Consider the following 15,648-nt stretch of genomic DNA (forward strand, 5'->3'; position numbering starts at 1 on the left):
CCACCCGCTCGGGGATTCGCGGTATCCCACCCCTTCATATTCAACCCGCGCCTGGGGAACCCATTGGAGGGAGACTTCCCCCCCTCTGAGGAGAGGAACGTAAAAGAGTAAAGTGAGACAGGAGAGAGAAATCCAGTTCAGGGACAATGGGAGGCGAGCATTCGTTCGTAGAGCGCGATCGTTTTTTCCACCATCGTGTCTATCGAGTAGTGAGTCGTCACATTTTCCTTGGCCGCACGAGCCATCTCTTGAGCCTTAGATCGGTCGGCCAAGAGATGACGGATGGCCTCGGCAAGAGCCGCCGCGTCACGAGGGGGAACCAAACGGCCTGTTTTAGAATCTTTCACCAATTCCGAGTTTCCTCCCACATCCGTCGCCACAACAGGAACACCCATACACATGGCTTCCCGAAGGACACCTGAAAACCCTTCCCCCGCCAAAGAGGACAACACGCTCACGTTTAAGAGCGAAAGGACCTCCGGGATATCCGTGCGAAACCCCGCCAACGTCACGTGATCGGAGATTCCAAGCGCCCGAACCTTCTCTTGAGCTTCCGCGCCATCGGTGTCTTTGCCCACCAACAAGAAGTGTGCGAAGACCCCAGCGTCCAGAAGGATTTTGGCCGCGTCCAGAAAAAATGTTTGCCCTTTCCACCAACTGAAATGGGTGAGGTTTCCTACCAACGGTTTTCCAATGGGGAGACGGAGTTCCCGTTGAATGGTTTCGGCCGCGGGGCGCGGCGAAAACCGTCGAACGTCCACTCCACTGTGAATCACGGTCACTTTTTCGGGTGGGACACCGCCTTGAATCAAGATCCGACGAATATCTTCCGAGACCGCCACAAAAGTTCGGATATTCCCTGACCGGTATTTCCATTGACTGAAAATGTTCCATTTCTTTAACCGAAAAGAAACGCGCCGCGAAACCACCAAACGGGGGATGGACGCAAAAATACCCGCCAAAAGGGCAATGGCGTGTGCCCGAGGATGATGCGCGTGAACAATGTCCGCTTTAAAGAGACGGATGGCTTGGGCCAGCTTCCAGGCCGCAACAAGGTCATAGTCTTCCCGAAGTCGGCATACCGTGGACTGGACCCCGCTTCCCGGAACATGGCGCAACAACTCACTTTCCGGTGGACAAAAAAGAGCGGCGTTGTGTCCCCTCTTCATCAACCCCACGCAGAGGTTCCACAACTGAACCGTTCCGCCCGACCAACTTCGACTTTCAGTGACGTGCAAGACCCGCATGCTTATTGGATTTCCATGGCCATCTGATCCATGGCCGATTGCGAGGCGGCGATGGCTTCGTTGGCCTTGTCCACCGAATCCTTGGCTTTCTCCGTTGCGGTAACCAACCCATCTGTATAACGTGTGACCGAATTGTCAACCTGAGGGGTCGGCTTAACTTCTTCTTTGCACCCAGAGAACAAGACAACCAATAGCAACAAACCAAAAAAGGGACTCTTGAGCCGAACGAAGGGTATTCCCTCTCCCGCGGGCGGAAGAGGGGGAGGGAGAGGGAATGTCCTAGATGGAAAACGGCCCCTCATCCGGCTCTTCAGCCCAGCTTCTCCAACGGAGTGGAGAAGGAATTCTTTTTTAAACTCTGTCGCGCGCTTCAGAACGATAAAGAGATGCCCTAAAAAACTACGCATGAAAATCTCCTTTACTGGGGGGTGACCGACACAGGGGAGCTGGTGCCCACGGCTTCCCAGACGTCCCGCGCGCTCACCCGAATATGAAACGGACCGACGGGAAGAAACGCGGGGGATACAGTGAAAATGTAGGGCGCCCCGCGGAGCGAACGTCCTCTCCGTGTCCATTGCCGCCCATCCGGCGAAATTTCAAGCCACGCCGATTCAATATTCGTTCCTTTTACCGCAGCCCGTACCACGAGATTTTTTCCGTTCCAAAACCCTTCCGAAGAAGCGGGAAGATTTACCTGAGGCCGAACCGACCGAGCGGGTACAAGCTTAAGCGCCACCGCCGGGGTGTAAGACACGGCGGGGAATTGGAAAGCCGCGGTGCTGGTCCGGGGCGGCTGGCCCTCGGATTTATCGCGCCACCAGGCAATCCGTTGGTCTTCCACCCGAGCCCCCGCCAAAACCGGGGAATGTTCTTCCCCTTTCAACGCTTCGCTCGGGGAATAGATGACCACGATATTGGGAACATCGGTGGAGAGAGAGGACAAAGGAATTTCGGTCCAAAACCAGCGCGCCTCACCCACGCCTTCTAAAGGCTGGCGGGGATGGCCGGCCAAGGGAATCTCCTCGGTGCGCACCAGGGGGTAACGCCGATGAGGAAGACAGGGAAAAGTCTGGGTCACCGCGGCAAAAATTTCACCGGGAATTACACGCTGGTCCCAGTCGGGACGACCCGGTTTTCGCTCTGTTTTCATGCCCCCCAACTTGGCTCCCACAAACGCCCGGTTCCATGAACCCATGGGGACAGGGGGAAGAAGAACCACCCAACTGCGGCTGAATCCTACCGAAAATCCAAATGTTTCCCCCCCATCGGCAAGGAACGGGTAATCGTTCGGATTTGGCTGAGCGCCCAAATAAAGGGGAAACTCCGGAAAGGAAAGAGCCTCCTCAGGTAGAGGGGGTGGCTTGGATGGAATAGAAACAGGACGAGGTTTCTCCCCAGAGGGGGAGACCATCGGCCGCGCCGGAGGGACGGGCAGGCCCGGTTTATTCGTGGGAAGCGTAACGCATGCCCCCATCAAGAGAGGAAGGACAAGAAGGAAACGGTTCATTTATGTGGACGGAGAGTTTTAAGTTGTTGAACGATGACATCCAAATCATCGATCGAGTAGAAATCGAGTCTCAACCAACCCTTAGTTTTTCCCCGGGAGTTGATGACCACGCGCCGCCCCAGAAGGCGTTGCAAGTCTTCCTCGATATGGCGAACATCGGGGTTCTTTTTGGGTGGGACCTTCAAAGGTTCTTCCGGGGATCCGTGGGTCCAGGCCGCCACAAGGGATTCCACTTCCCTCACCGTCAACTTTTCTTGCACCACCCGCTTGCCCAGCTCTTCCTGTTGGGCTCGATTGGAAATCCCCAACAACGCCCGGGCGTGACCTTCGGAAAGGAGGTCCTCGATCAGCGCGTTCCGAAGCATTTGGGAAAGATCCAATAAGCGAAGTTTGTTCGCCACCGCTGACCGGCTTTTCCCCAACCGACGTGCCACCTCTTCTTGGGTCAACCCCGCTTCGTCCATCAGACGGCGAACAGATTCGGCTTCTTCAACCGGATTGAGATCTTCCCGCTGAAGGTTTTCCACCAACGAAAGTTCGTGTCGCTCTCGTTCCGTAACCACTCGAATCACGCAGGGGACATCCACCAATCCGGCCATACGCGACGCACGCAAACGCCTTTCCCCAGCCACCAATTCGAATTCTCCCGGAACCGCCGAGGGAGCCACCAGAAGAGGCTGGGCCAGTCCATGAATTTGAATGGAGTCGGCCAATTCCTGCAGAGATTCCACCGTAAAACGAACGCGAGGCTGATATCGATTCGGCCGAATTTTATCGATTGAAATTTTGGCGACCAATCCTTCCGTCGCCGGACCCGTGTTGCCAGGGGCCGGTTTTAACAGAGCTTCCAGCCCGCGTCCCAACGCTTTGTGCACCATTCCAGTCTCCTTTTAAGAAGCAACCACCTGAGGTTCCGTCTTGGGCAGATGGGGCAATTCCCCACGACGTTCTAAAAACTCCCGCGCGAGGGTCAGGTAGGCCCCGGCTCCCGACGAATGGCGATCATACACGAGCGCCGGCATCCCATGGCTGGGCGCCTCGGCCAAGCGCACGTTGCGTGGGATCACCGTCCCGTAAAGTTTGGTGCCAAAAAACTTTTTGATCTCGGCGTAAACCTGCTGGGTAAGAGTCGCCCGGCCATCAAACATCGTCACCAAAACCCCCTCCAATTCCAACCGGGGATTCAAGCCCGCGCGAACCCGATCGATGGTGTTCACAAGCATGGAGAGGCCTTCCAAAGCGTAGTATTCACAAGGCATGGGAATCAAAACAGCGTCCGAAGCCACCAGCGCGTTGATGGTGAGAAGGTTTAACGCCGGGGGACAATCAATAAAAATGTATTTGTACACCTTGTGAAATTTTTTGAGGGCCGCTTGCAAACGACATTCTCGATCTTCCATGTTCACCAGTTCCAGTTCGGAGCCGTAGAGATCCATGTGGGACGGTGCCACATCCAACCATTCCACCCCGCTCTCTTTTAAAATATCCTCCATGGGAGTCCCTTCAAGAAGGACATGGAGAATATGCTTGTCCACAACGCCCCGCTGAAGACCAAGGCCCGAGGTCAGGTTGGCCTGGGCATCCATATCAATTAATAGAGTTTCCTGCCCCAAATGGGCCAAAGACGCGGCCAGATTGATGGCCGTGGTGGTTTTCCCCACACCGCCCTTTTGGTTCGCGATAGAAATAACCCGCGCCATTAGTCCAGATCCATATCGCGGACCGGGCGAGCCCCATCGGGCTCGTCCTGGGCCTTGCGCAAAAGGTCTTCAAAGGATTTTTTCAATCGGTCCGCCTTCGTTTTCTCAGATTCCAAAGATTGGGCGAAAAGGTTTTCCCGACGTTCGGGATCCTTTTTCAGTAACTGAACCGCCTCGTCCATATCTTCCACCGGTTTCGGTTTGTGGGGCTCTTTATGGCCCACCACCGCCCGCGCGTCGGGACTAATGGTCAGGGCCGCGTGACAGTGTGGACAGGTCACATCAAAAGCAGAGGAGGACATGGGATGGATTATACCAAAGTCCACCTCCAAGACAGCGATCGACGTATTATTCTTCTAGCTGAAAATCAATGGGAAGACTGATTTTAACGGCCACCGCGCGGTCCCCAGCGCGAGCCGGTGAAAACGCCGCCAGGGAAAGAACTTTTTTCGCCGCTTCATCAAAAAGAACGCCGGCCGAGGTTCCAATGTCCACTCCCGATACCCCACCGTTCTTATTCAAATGGATATGGGCCACCACCCGCCCTTCACGCCCCGCTCGCCATTCTGCCTCCGGGTAAAATCGGCGAATATTTTTTACCAACTCCGCTCGATTTAATAACCGCGGGTGTTCCGTCAAGTACACCCAGTCCACTTCCCCCTCGCCCCCTGTTCCAAGACCACCCAATCCCTGACTCTCGCCCTCAACCGTTCCGGTGCCCGTGGAAGGGGCGGTGGATTTTGAGAGCGGATTTCCAAAATCGGTGGGCTGTTCAAGAATCTTTGTAGCGGGCGTTGGAAGTGTCCAATCCGTCCCCTTCATCGCCACGCCTCCCCCAGCTTTAAACGGACCGGGGGTCGGTTTTTCCACGCGCGGCGCGCCTGTCCCGGGGTTCGGGGACTTAAACGCCTTGCGCGGATCCGACGTCAGTCGATAGGGCCGCGTGAGGTCCACTTCAATCAGGTCGGGTTTGGCCCAAGAAAGGTTAAAATCCATGCCCCCGGTTCGATGAACGAGCGCCCAAAACAGGACCCCGTGAACCAGAAGGGAAATTTCTATTCCTAACCGAAAAGGCGGTGCCTGACGTCTGTTTCCCACAGGACCCTCTCCTCACAAAAACGATTCAATGATCTCCGAACCTCCACGCACGAAAAACCTTTTTTCGCTCAACCCGCCGCCGACGCCCAACCGACTCTCTCGGCTAACGCGCCCGCGCTTTCGGACGAACCTCGAGAGCCACTCGTTTGACACCGGAAGTGCGAATCGTGTCCAACAATTCCACGACCGCGCCGTAGGGCAACCCTTCCTCCGCGGCAACCGTCAGGCGGAGTTCCGGTTCATGGGCTTGCCGTTTTTTTAACTCTTGCAACAAACCGGCGAGGTCAAACAGGGAGGATTCCAACCGGATTTTCTGGTCCGCGGTGAGCGTGACCTGGAGAGAAGAGGAGGCCCGTTCCCCCGTGGCCGCGCGGGGCACATGAACGGTCAGCGCCCGCTTAGCGATCAAGGGCGCTGTCGCCATAAAAATAATCAGCAGAACCAACACCACGTCCACGAGCGGCGTCACGTTAATGCCCGTGATTAACCCCTCCGGGTTTTCTTCTGAGGCCGCCACGAACTAAGAACCGCTCATGGGCGAACTTCTTTAAGCGCGGCCATGAGACGGCGGGTGAGCGCATCGGTTTCAGCCAACAGTTCCCCAGCCCGTTTCATGAGATAGTTGTACGCCATCACCGCCGGAATGGCCACCAAGAGCCCTACGGCGGTCGCGATCAACGCTTCCGAGAGCCCCGCCATCACCACTTCCGGCCCCGCAGAAGCGGATCCCGCCAAGTCGGCAAACGCCTTGATCACCCCCAACACCGTTCCGAAGAGTCCGACAAAAGGCGCGTTATTCCCCAAGGTTCCCAACACCCAGAGCCGTCGTTCCAGCACATATTTCCCCTCAATTCTCGCCGCCATCAATCGTTCTTCCACCGCCGCCGGCCCCGCTTCGGGCCGAGAGAGGCCCGCCCGTAAAATTCGCGCCACCACACCCTCCGCTTTTTCCACGGACACCGCCGCCTGGGAAATATCCCCTTGATTTAAGAGCGCGGCCGTTTTGTCCTTAAACAACAAAAAGGCCCGGCGTTCTCGCCCCTGAACAAGAACCCGTTCCACAATTACCGCCACCGTTAAGACAGACGCCAATAGCAAGAGGTGAATGACCCACCCGCCCCCACTCCCCACCAAGGGCTGCCATACTGTAAAATCCGTCATCGGGACATCCTTAACACCGCCAGACAATTTTCCGCCACCACATGGTTCTCCTGTTCTTGGGTAAGATTAATTAGGAACCGTTCAAAATCCGCATCGTCTCCCAATTGCCCAAGGAAGTAAGTCGCCAGGGAACGGATAACCCAGTCGGGATCCGTGAGGTAACGACGAAGGAGATCCACCCCCTGGGCGTCGCCCCGCCGCCCCAAAGCCTGTGCCGCAAAAAGGCGCACAACCAGAGACGTGTCCGTTTGGGCCGCCCCCGCCAACATTCCGCGCGCCATGGGGTTGGTTTGGGCCGCCAACCCTTCCACCACCCCGAAACGAACTTGAAGGCTTCTGTCTTGAAGAGATCGCTCAAAGAGACTGAGATCGATCCGGGAGACATCATGCCCCAACGCCACGAAAGCAGATCCGCGCACCGGCGTATTGGGACTGGACCGAGCTATCGTCTCCAACCGGTTCACCAGTGTTAAGTTGCTCGTCCCCGCCAACCCTTCGGTTAAGAGGAAACTAATATCCGTATATCGCACGTAAAGCCCGAACCCCTGAGGAGTCACCAACTTCTTAATCTCAACCAAAACAGGGTCAAGCAACACTTCTTCCGGAAGAGGTTCGGTGGCGATCTTTTCCAAAAGGTTCACGAGTTCGTTATCAATCTGAGCCGGCACCAGTTGCGAACCGGACACACGAAGCCGCGGGGCCGTCACCACCAGGGGTTCCAACTCAAAAAGACTACTGACTTTTGCGGGAGCGCGAGGGGAATTTATCGGCGGAGGAGACTCTTGTTTCGGAAGGATCGGGCCACGGCGGGTCCAAAGTTTTAGTCCCGAGAGACAGATTTCCGCCAACACATAAGGGTGGTCACGCTCGCGACCCATGCGATCGAGAAGAAGATCCAAATCATTGGGCTCTCCCAAATCTCCCAGGTACCGGGCCGCCATAGCTCGCATCAACCAATCTTTGTCCAGAAGAAACTTTTTCAATTGCGCCCGTCCCTGGGGAGCTCCCAGACGCAACGACATTTGTGCCGCAAAAACCCGGATCAAGGGGGACCAATTCCGTTCGGACGCGTCGAGCAGCAACGGCAACGCTTCCGGCAACCCCCAGGCCCCCAAAGCCTCCACCGCCGCAAATTGGACCGCCACATCTCGGTCCAACAAGGCTTCTTTAAAGATTTTGAGATGATCTGGGTTTTTGCGAGCGGCTAAAACGAGGAGACTTTCCGATCGGGCCCGCCGTCCGGATTCAAATCGCGCCGTTTCCAATAAACGGCCAAACAACTGCTGGTCCTGGGACAACGAAAGTCCCTGGGCCACCGGAACTCCAATTTCCAAAAAACGGTATTTGATCCGGTACCCTTCCGGCGTCGTGAGTTTCAAAATATCTTTTAAGGCCGTGTCATTGTAATCGTCCGGATTAATCGTCTGAAGACGCCGATCGTCCACCAACTGAACCAACCGCGGAACAGCGGCCGACTCCGCTCGGAGGTTCATGCTCTCCCGGACCTCTTCGGAAGACGGTCGAGGGGAAACCGCCAACGCCGGCCCCACGCACCCGGAAAGGAAGAAACTCCCCGCCACTCCAATAAAAGAAATCTTCCGATTGGATCCCATGAAAACTCTCCTCCAAACCAGAACCACAAATCAAGACCAACCAAAAATAAAATCAGCCGAGGATGGGAATCAAACCCACAACCTCCCGCTTACAAGGCGGGTGCTCTATCGATTGAGCTACCTCGGCAAAAACAAGCGTCTGTCCCAACGCGCCCTGACCGCTTTCTCCTATCGAAACATGAACACGAACAAATTTTTTTCCTTACCCAGGGGAATGCGGGTGAGGGGGATGGCTCCGCTGAAGGTATTTGACAAACCACTCGGAGATCACACGGGAAACCTCTTCTAGGGCTCCTGGCTCAGGGAACAGGTGAGTGGCCCCAGAGACAATGTGCAAGGAATAATCTCCAGACAAATGATTCACGGCTACTTTGTTCCAACCCAAAACGGGCTCGTCTTTTTCACCCACAATAAAAAGCGACGGAGCCACCACATGTCGAAGTTGTTCAGTCACCAGATCCGGTCTGCCTCCACGCGAGACAACCGCCTGAACTTCTAGAGGTCTCTCGGCCGCTGCGAAAAGCCCTGCCGCGGCCCCCGTGCTGGCCCCCAGTAGTCCAATACCCAAATCTCTTGTGAGCGGAGACAACGCGGCCCAATCCATGGCCGCAAGGAGACGGCCGGCCAAAAACGGGATATCAAAACCCAAATGACCACGCCACTGATTCTCGGCGTCTTCAGGTGGAGTGAGAAGGTCAAAGAGCAAAGTGGCCACTCCAACACCGGTCAGGACATTGGAAATTTTTCGGCTCCGCGGACTGTGGCGACTGCTTCCCGGCCCATGAACAAAAAGGACCAGCCCCCCAGGAGAATCTGGCAAAAAAAGATCCCCATGCAAGGTCGCGTCGGAAGCAACAATTTCAACTAAACGGTCGGCCGTGTGACGACTGAACGGGCTCACAATAACCCCATTCTATAAAAATCCGCTACCCGCGGGCCGGATCATTTCCCTCGGCCTTTTTGAGAAAGGGAACGGACCACCTCCACCGCACAAGACGCTCGAACGGCAACCGCCGAAGACACACTTCCCAACAAAACCCGTTCCCATAGGGTAAGACCGCGCGCGCCCATGAAAATAACGTCGGCTTTCCATCGGACAGACTGATCAACGAGAACTTTTTTAGGATCTCCTTCTCGCACACGCCCCGTCGCCAATAACCCCCGCGCGATCAGTCTTCGCTCCACGGACTCCACAAGTCGGCCCAGCCAGGAGCGAGGATCAGCGTCATCCGGCTTGGCCCACCGTTTCAGCGCGGGGACAGAAACAGGCGCGTGCCTCAACCGATCGTCAGCCACGGCGACCACCCGGACCAGGGTTGAGGCCGGCCAATTCCGATCCAACACCTGAACCACCGCCCGCTCGGCGTCAGATGAACCGTCCACCGCCAACAAGATGCGGTAAGGCCCTTTGCCCGCTGTGCGCTCCCGCCCCACGCGGACAGAAGTCTGACAATCCGTCAACACTTTATGAGAGACACTGCCCAAAGCCCAACGGGCCAAACGGGACTTCTCTCGGGATCCCACCACCACCAAATCCGCTCCACCATCCCGAGCTTTTTTAAAAATCGCCCAAGCGGGCGAATCGGCCACCGATTCCGCGGTCACGCGCCAGCCGGGCAAAGCGGCACGCACGAAACCCGCCCCCCGGCGCGCCGTCTCACCAGCCGAAACCAAAAGCGCCTGAGCCCGTTCGCGCGCCTGGGCCACATAGGGAATGGCTCGAAGAACTTGCGGTGAAGGTTTTTCTACTGCCGAAGGCCACACATCCGCCACCGTAAAAACCGTTGCGTCGCCCTTCGCCGGCAACCCCGCGCGAGACAAATCCGCGATAGCCGCGTCGCCGGCGGCGGAGCCCTCATACCCCACTAAAATTTTCATGCCGACCTCCTCAGCAAATCCGTGGTAAAAGTTCGCCCGAAAGCATATCCAATAAACGTTCCCCACCCAAGAGAGGACGAACCGTCACCCGTCCCGAAGGCCCCGGCAGAACGTGGCCAACCGCACAAACCTCGGGGGAGAAAGGACGAACAGCGTCCAAAACCCGATTGACGTCTTTTTCAGGAACGTAAACGATAAACCGCCCTTCGTTAGCCACCGCCAGAGGGTCCAGACCCAAAACTTCACAAGCCGCCCGAACCGGTGGAGAAACCGGCACCGCGGATTCCTCGAGTCGCAACGCCGTGCCGGACGACCGCGCAATTTCGTTCACCGCACTCGTCAAACCACCCCGGGTCAAATCCCGTAACGCGTGAACCTCCACTCCCGCCAAAAGAAGCGCCTCCACCGCGGGCCAAAGATTCGCGCAGTCCGATTCCACCGCAGACTCAAAATCCAACCCTTCCCGAGCGGCCATCACCGCAACCCCATGACGCCCCAAATCACCTGAAACCAACACCACGTCCCCCGCCGTCACCTGAGACGGCGAAATTCTCTGAGTGGTCTCTAAAAATCCCACACCCGTAGTGGCGATGTAAAGACCGTCGGCCTGACCACGCCCCACAACTTTCGTGTCCCCCGCCACAAGACGAACCCCCGCTTCTTTGGCCGCGGCAGCCATCGATTCCGCCACCCGACGAAGAATGTCCATCGACAATCCCTCTTCCAGGATAAACGCGGCCGTCAAATAAGAGGGCCGCGCTCCCGCCATGGCCAAATCGTTAACCGACCCGAACACCGCCAATCGGCCGATGTCCCCTCCCGAAAAAAACAACGGCCGAACCACAAACGCGTCCGTCGTTAAAACCACATGTTTCCCGCCCGGCAAAACAGCCGCGTCCGAACGCTCCCCTAAAGAAGGATCCCCAAAAATGGGGAGAAAAACTTTTTCAATAAGATCCCAACTCTTTTGTCCCCCACCACCATGGGCCAGGTGAACGAGCCCCCCATCCACCCGGGGTGTCGGGCATTGCCCGATCACGAGACCGCCACCGGGCGATACCGAAAATAAGCCGCGCACGCCCCTTCAGAGGAAACCATAGGCGCCCCCAACGGGTTCTCCGGTGTGCAAACGGTACCAAACACCGGACATTGGGCCGGCTTAATTAAACCCCGCAACACATCTCCCGCTCGACAGTCCCCCACGCTTTCCTCCACCCCCACGTGCGAAAGATCAAACCGTCGCTCCGCGTCCCACGCCGCAAAAGCATCCCGTATCCGCAACCCGCTTTCCGGGATCGTGCCAAACCCACGCCAAGGCCGGTCGGCAACTTCGAAAACCCGTTCCACCAGTTTTTGAGCCGACGCGTTTCCTCCCGGCCGCACCACCCGCGCGTATTCATTTTCCACTTCCGCCCGCCCCTCTTCCAATTGACGAACCAAAGCCAAAACCCCCTGCAAAATGTCCACCGGTTCAAACCCCGTAATCACAACGGGGATCCGGCGCCGCGCCACGAAATCCCGATAGGCAGCCTCCCCCATAATGGTGCACACATGCCCCGCGGCCAAAAATCCCTGCACCCGGTTTTCCGGCGATGCCGCAATGGCTTCCAAAGCCGGCGGCACCAACACATGCCGAGCCAAAAGGGCAAAGTTCCGAATATTTTCTTCCCGTGCCCGTGCCGCAGTAAGAGCAACAGCCGGCGCCGTGGTCTCAAAGCCAACGGCAAAAAAGATAACAGTCTTTTCGGGATACTTTCGCGCCAACGCCAGCGCGTCCAACGGCCCATAAACCACCCGCACATCCGCACCCCTCGCGCGCGCCGACGCCAAATCTCCCCGCGTTCCCGGCACCCGAATCATGTCTCCAAAGGAAGCCAAAAGAACACCGGGCCGCTCGGCCAAATCCACAGCTTTGTCCACAGCCTCCGCGGGCGTCACGCACACAGGGCACCCCGGCCCGTGAGCCATCGTAATGAGGGAAGGCCAAAGAGAGTCCAACCCATTTTTAACAATACTGTGCGTCTGACCGCCACAGACTTCCATCAAGGTCCAGGGCCGCGTCACAGCCCGCCCGATATCGTCGGCCAACCGGCGCACAAGACCCGGATCGCGAAACTCATCTAAGAATTTCAATCAAGATTCTCCAAATCCACTAAAGTTTTTTGGGCTTCTTCCTCATCCACCTGGGCAATAGCAAACCCCGCGTGCACAAGCACAAAATCGTTCAACGCCGCTTCCGGAAGCGCTGCCAAACTCACCCGACGGAACACCCCGCCAAAATCGACCTTCGCTTCCCGTGCCAAATCCACGCCCACGATTTCCACCACCCGCCCCGGCACCGCTAAACACATAAGGTTCCTCCTCCCGCCCGAACCACCGCCGCTTGCCCCAACGCCAACCCGCCGTCGTTGGTGGGCACGCGCCGGTGATAAAGGACTTCAAATCCGTCGGTGGATAACCGCCGTGATGCCCCCACCAAGAGCCGCCTATTTTGAAAACATCCCCCGGATAAAACCACCCGTTTCTCTCCCGCCCGCCGCGCCACCGCCGCGATCACGTCAATAAGTGTCTGATGAAACCGCCCCGCCATGCGCCCCTGAGCCACCCCCGCTTCCCGATCCGCCAACACGCCAGAGAGAAGAGGCCCCCAGTCCACCACCAAAGGATCCCCACTTAATTGAAAAGGATACGCCTCCACCCCATCGTCAGCCGCAAACTCTAACGCCATGGCCGCCTGCCCCTCAAACCCCGCACGGTCCCGAACCCCAATTAAGGCGCTCACCGCGTCGAACAATCGGCCCACACTTGACGTGCGAAAACACAATAACTTTTTCTCAAGCGCCTGTACGAATAGAGCGGCCTCTTTTTCCCCAAACCATTCCCGGGCCAAATCCAAAACCCGATCCCCGCTTTCGTACAACAACCCCACCGCACTCCGCCGAGGATCTCGCACCGCCGCTTCCCCGCCCGGCACATCAAAGGGACGAAAATGTCCAAACCGCCGAACGTCTGCCCGCCCGCCCACCAAGAATTCCCCGCCCCACACCGTTCCGTCGGGTCCCCATCCCGAACCGTCCCAAACAATTCCCAAAGCCGGCCCATCCACTCCCCATTCCGCCAAACACGCCGCGAAATGCGCGTGATGATGTTGAACAAAACGCAAGGGCTCCGATCGTGTCTTGGCCAACCGCGTCGACGCATAGTCCGGGTGAAAATCAGCCACCAAGACCGCCGGGCGAACCCCATGCAACCAAGGCAAATCGTGCACCACCCGATGATACGCGTCCACCGCCTGGGGCGTATCCAAATCGCCCCCATGGGGCCCCATGGCCACACGGTCCCGCTGAACCACGGCGATGGTATTTTTCATATGCCCGCCGAAAGCCAAAACAGGCCGCGCCCCAGTGGGAAATGGAAACGGCGCCGGCGCATACCCACGGGCCCGCCGAAGAACGACCTCTTTTCCCTCGATCACCCGGGCCACACTGTCTTCCACCGGCCGAACAATCCCCCGATTATGCACCAAAAAGAAATCCGCAATCCCCGCCAACCGCCGCAACGCCTCCAACTCATCCGTGCAAATAGGCTCGTCGATCACATTGCCGCTGGTCGCCACCACAGGCCCCTTCACGTCCGCAAGGAGAAGGGCGTGTATCGGCGTGGTCGGCAAAAACACGCCCAGATCCGGGTTGCCCGGGGCCACGTTCTCCGCGATCGACGCCCCTCCCGCCCAACGAAGAAGGACAATCGGCCCCTCGGGCGATTGCAACAACCGTTGCTCTTCATCCGACACCCGGCACAGTTGAGCCGCCGCCGCGACATCAGGAACCATCACCGCAAACGGTTTTTCTTCTCGCCTCTTCCGTTGACGCAACAGGTCAACCGTGTCCACCCGACGCGCGTCCGCCAAGAGTTGAAATCCACCCAATCCCTTAACCGCAATTATTTTACCATCCAAGATAGCCCGCGCCGCCCATTGAAGGGCCGCGTCTTTCTGCGCCACCACCTGCCCGTCGGGCGCCCAACATTCGAGCTGGGGCCCGCAGTCCGGGCAACAGGTGGCCTGGGCATGAAACCGGCGATCCCGGGGATTGTCGTATTCGGCCGCACAGACGCCACAAAGGGGAAACCGCCGCATGGTCGTGTGATTCCGGTCGTAAGGAACTCCGTCCACAATAGAAAACCGCGGCCCACAAACAGAACACGCCGTAAACGGATATCGAAATCGCCGATGGTGAGGATCAAAGAGGTCCCGCTGACACTCCGCGCATAACGCCAAATCCGGCGGCGGCGCCGTCGTCCCCACCCGCCGATGGGCCGACACGGAAATACGAAACCCGCTCTCGCCCCGAACCGGCAGCGATCGACGCCGAACCTCCTCCACACGAATCGGCGGCCCCGCGTCTTTCAGCCGCCGCACGAATTGATCCACCACCCCCATCGGGCCTTCAATTTCGACCGCAACCCCGCGCCGGGTGTTCCGCACACGCCCCGCCAAACATAAGGTCTCCGCCAACCGAAACGCAAAAGGTCGAAACCCTACCCCTTGAACCGCCCCGCGCACGTCCAACCGAACCCGCGCTAAGGGTTCATCCGCGATGGTCACCCGCCCCCTCTGGCACTTTCAAAGCCACGCTTTCCACCCGAATTTCATGCCCTTCCACGTTCGTAACCGAAACGGACTCACATTTTTCGCAGTGCGGCGCGTGATGGTCCTCCACTCCACTCACTTCCCCACACCCGTTGCATTTCACACGAAGCGGCACCTCCACCAAATCCAGTTCAGCCCCTTCCAGTGGGGTCCCTAACGTCAGACTCTCAAAATGAGCCCGCACACTGTCCGGAACCAAATGGTAAACCTCGCCAACAAGCACCCGGGCAGAGGTCACTCGTCCAGACGGATAATCTTTTAAAGAATCCAAAATAGACTCAACAATTTTTTGTGTAAAAGGCCGCTCATGCATGGGAAGACTCCAAGAATAAGATTAACCGCCGCGCCGCTCGGCGCACACGCCTCTCCGCCGCCGGGGACATCCCCTCCGACAAATCAAAAGACACCCCCGCCACCGTAAAGAGATACACCTCTGATGCCGAACCAAAAAGCCGTTCCGCTAACCCCACCAACGTTTCGGCGGTTAAATGATGGGTCAACGCCACCCCCGCCCGCCCCGCCACCCGACGGAAAGAAGACCGCCGCCCCACCCCCGCGTCAACGATAACGGCCCGCCGCGCGTTCGCCAAAATTTCCGCGTCTTCCGGCGTCAACTGATGAACCCGCCGCACCTCCACCCCCGGCAGCGCCGCCCGCTCAACCGCCTCAGCCACCCGCCACCCCACCTGATCATCTCCGCGAATGAGGTTCCCACAAGCCAAAACTAACGTATCCATTGTCCCATTTCACCACTTTGTGGGAATACCCCGCAACGGTGATTTTAGAAAAAAAA

The 15,648-nt window shown here is 57.7% G+C and carries 18 protein-coding genes and 1 tRNA gene; all 19 read right to left on the reverse strand.

The window, feature by feature from the left end:
- Positions 1–137: 137 nt before the first annotated feature.
- The 19 genes from JNK54_01490 to JNK54_01580 all read right to left on the reverse strand — a co-directional run bounded on the left by JNK54_01490 (position 138) and on the right by JNK54_01580 (position 15,592).
- Entirely contained in the window at positions 138–1,247 is a 1,110-nt protein-coding gene (locus JNK54_01490) for a glycosyltransferase (protein MBL8022945.1), read from the reverse strand.
- 2 nt (positions 1,248–1,249) lie between these two features.
- Positions 1,250–1,654: a hypothetical protein gene (locus JNK54_01495; protein MBL8022946.1), complete on the reverse strand. Its 405-nt coding sequence runs from the start codon at positions 1,652–1,654 to the stop codon at positions 1,250–1,252.
- Positions 1,655–1,665: 11 nt separating this feature from the next.
- Positions 1,666–2,754 (reverse strand): hypothetical protein, encoded by a 1,089-nt coding sequence (locus JNK54_01500; GenBank protein MBL8022947.1) that lies wholly within the window; start codon positions 2,752–2,754, stop codon positions 1,666–1,668.
- Positions 2,751–3,632 carry a ParB/RepB/Spo0J family partition protein gene (locus JNK54_01505; GenBank protein MBL8022948.1) on the reverse strand — a complete coding sequence of 294 codons (882 nt, stop codon included), beginning with the start codon at positions 3,630–3,632 and terminating at the stop codon, positions 2,751–2,753. The genes JNK54_01500 and JNK54_01505 overlap by 4 nt, the downstream gene beginning before the upstream one ends.
- Positions 3,633–3,644: 12 nt before the next feature.
- Complete coding sequence (locus JNK54_01510) at positions 3,645–4,454, reverse strand: ParA family protein (GenBank protein ID MBL8022949.1); 810 nt, start codon at positions 4,452–4,454, stop codon at positions 3,645–3,647.
- Positions 4,454–4,756, reverse strand: a complete 303-nt coding sequence (locus JNK54_01515; GenBank protein ID MBL8022950.1) for a hypothetical protein — start codon at positions 4,754–4,756, stop codon at positions 4,454–4,456. Before JNK54_01515 ends, JNK54_01510 begins: the two co-directional genes overlap by 1 nt.
- A gap of 46 nt (positions 4,757–4,802) precedes the next feature.
- On the reverse strand, positions 4,803–5,552 hold the full coding sequence (locus tag JNK54_01520) for an energy transducer TonB (protein MBL8022951.1): 750 nt from the start codon (positions 5,550–5,552) through the stop codon (positions 4,803–4,805).
- A gap of 103 nt (positions 5,553–5,655) precedes the next feature.
- A complete protein-coding gene (locus JNK54_01525; GenBank protein ID MBL8022952.1) occupies positions 5,656–6,069 on the reverse strand; it encodes a biopolymer transporter ExbD in 414 nt (137 codons plus the stop codon).
- Positions 6,070–6,083: 14 nt separating this feature from the next.
- Complete coding sequence (locus tag JNK54_01530; GenBank protein ID MBL8022953.1) at positions 6,084–6,713, reverse strand: MotA/TolQ/ExbB proton channel family protein; 630 nt, start codon at positions 6,711–6,713, stop codon at positions 6,084–6,086.
- Positions 6,710–8,326, reverse strand: coding sequence for a HEAT repeat domain-containing protein (locus tag JNK54_01535; protein MBL8022954.1), 1,617 nt, complete (start codon positions 8,324–8,326; stop codon positions 6,710–6,712). Before JNK54_01535 ends, JNK54_01530 begins: the two co-directional genes overlap by 4 nt.
- 54 nt (positions 8,327–8,380) lie before the next feature.
- Positions 8,381–8,453, reverse strand: a tRNA-Thr gene (locus JNK54_01540).
- Between the two features lie 75 nt (positions 8,454–8,528).
- Complete coding sequence (locus tag JNK54_01545; GenBank protein MBL8022955.1) at positions 8,529–9,185, reverse strand: dienelactone hydrolase family protein; 657 nt, start codon at positions 9,183–9,185, stop codon at positions 8,529–8,531.
- A gap of 83 nt (positions 9,186–9,268) precedes the next feature.
- Positions 9,269–10,204 carry a universal stress protein gene (locus JNK54_01550; protein MBL8022956.1) on the reverse strand — a complete coding sequence of 312 codons (936 nt, stop codon included), beginning with the start codon at positions 10,202–10,204 and terminating at the stop codon, positions 9,269–9,271.
- 10 nt (positions 10,205–10,214) lie between these two features.
- A complete protein-coding gene (gene hypE / locus JNK54_01555) occupies positions 10,215–11,243 on the reverse strand; it encodes a hydrogenase expression/formation protein HypE (GenBank protein MBL8022957.1) in 1,029 nt (342 codons plus the stop codon).
- The gene (hypD, locus tag JNK54_01560; GenBank protein ID MBL8022958.1) at positions 11,240–12,337 is read right to left on the reverse strand and encodes a hydrogenase formation protein HypD; all 1,098 of its coding nucleotides are present in this window, start codon (positions 12,335–12,337) and stop codon (positions 11,240–11,242) included. The genes hypE and hypD overlap by 4 nt, the downstream gene beginning before the upstream one ends.
- Positions 12,334–12,555: a HypC/HybG/HupF family hydrogenase formation chaperone gene (locus JNK54_01565; GenBank protein ID MBL8022959.1), complete on the reverse strand. Its 222-nt coding sequence runs from the start codon at positions 12,553–12,555 to the stop codon at positions 12,334–12,336. Before JNK54_01565 ends, hypD begins: the two co-directional genes overlap by 4 nt.
- The gene (gene hypF / locus JNK54_01570) at positions 12,546–14,810 is read right to left on the reverse strand and encodes a carbamoyltransferase HypF (protein ID MBL8022960.1); all 2,265 of its coding nucleotides are present in this window, start codon (positions 14,808–14,810) and stop codon (positions 12,546–12,548) included. The genes JNK54_01565 and hypF overlap by 10 nt, the downstream gene beginning before the upstream one ends.
- Positions 14,794–15,168, reverse strand: a complete 375-nt coding sequence (locus tag JNK54_01575; GenBank protein ID MBL8022961.1) for a hydrogenase maturation nickel metallochaperone HypA — start codon at positions 15,166–15,168, stop codon at positions 14,794–14,796. The genes hypF and JNK54_01575 overlap by 17 nt, the downstream gene beginning before the upstream one ends.
- Complete coding sequence (locus tag JNK54_01580) at positions 15,161–15,592, reverse strand: hydrogenase maturation protease (protein ID MBL8022962.1); 432 nt, start codon at positions 15,590–15,592, stop codon at positions 15,161–15,163. The genes JNK54_01575 and JNK54_01580 overlap by 8 nt, the downstream gene beginning before the upstream one ends.
- Positions 15,593–15,648: the final 56 nt, after the last annotated feature.

The sequence above is a fragment of the Elusimicrobiota bacterium genome, assembly GCA_016788905.1.
Classification (GTDB): domain Bacteria; phylum Elusimicrobiota; class Elusimicrobia; order FEN-1173; family FEN-1173; genus JADKHR01.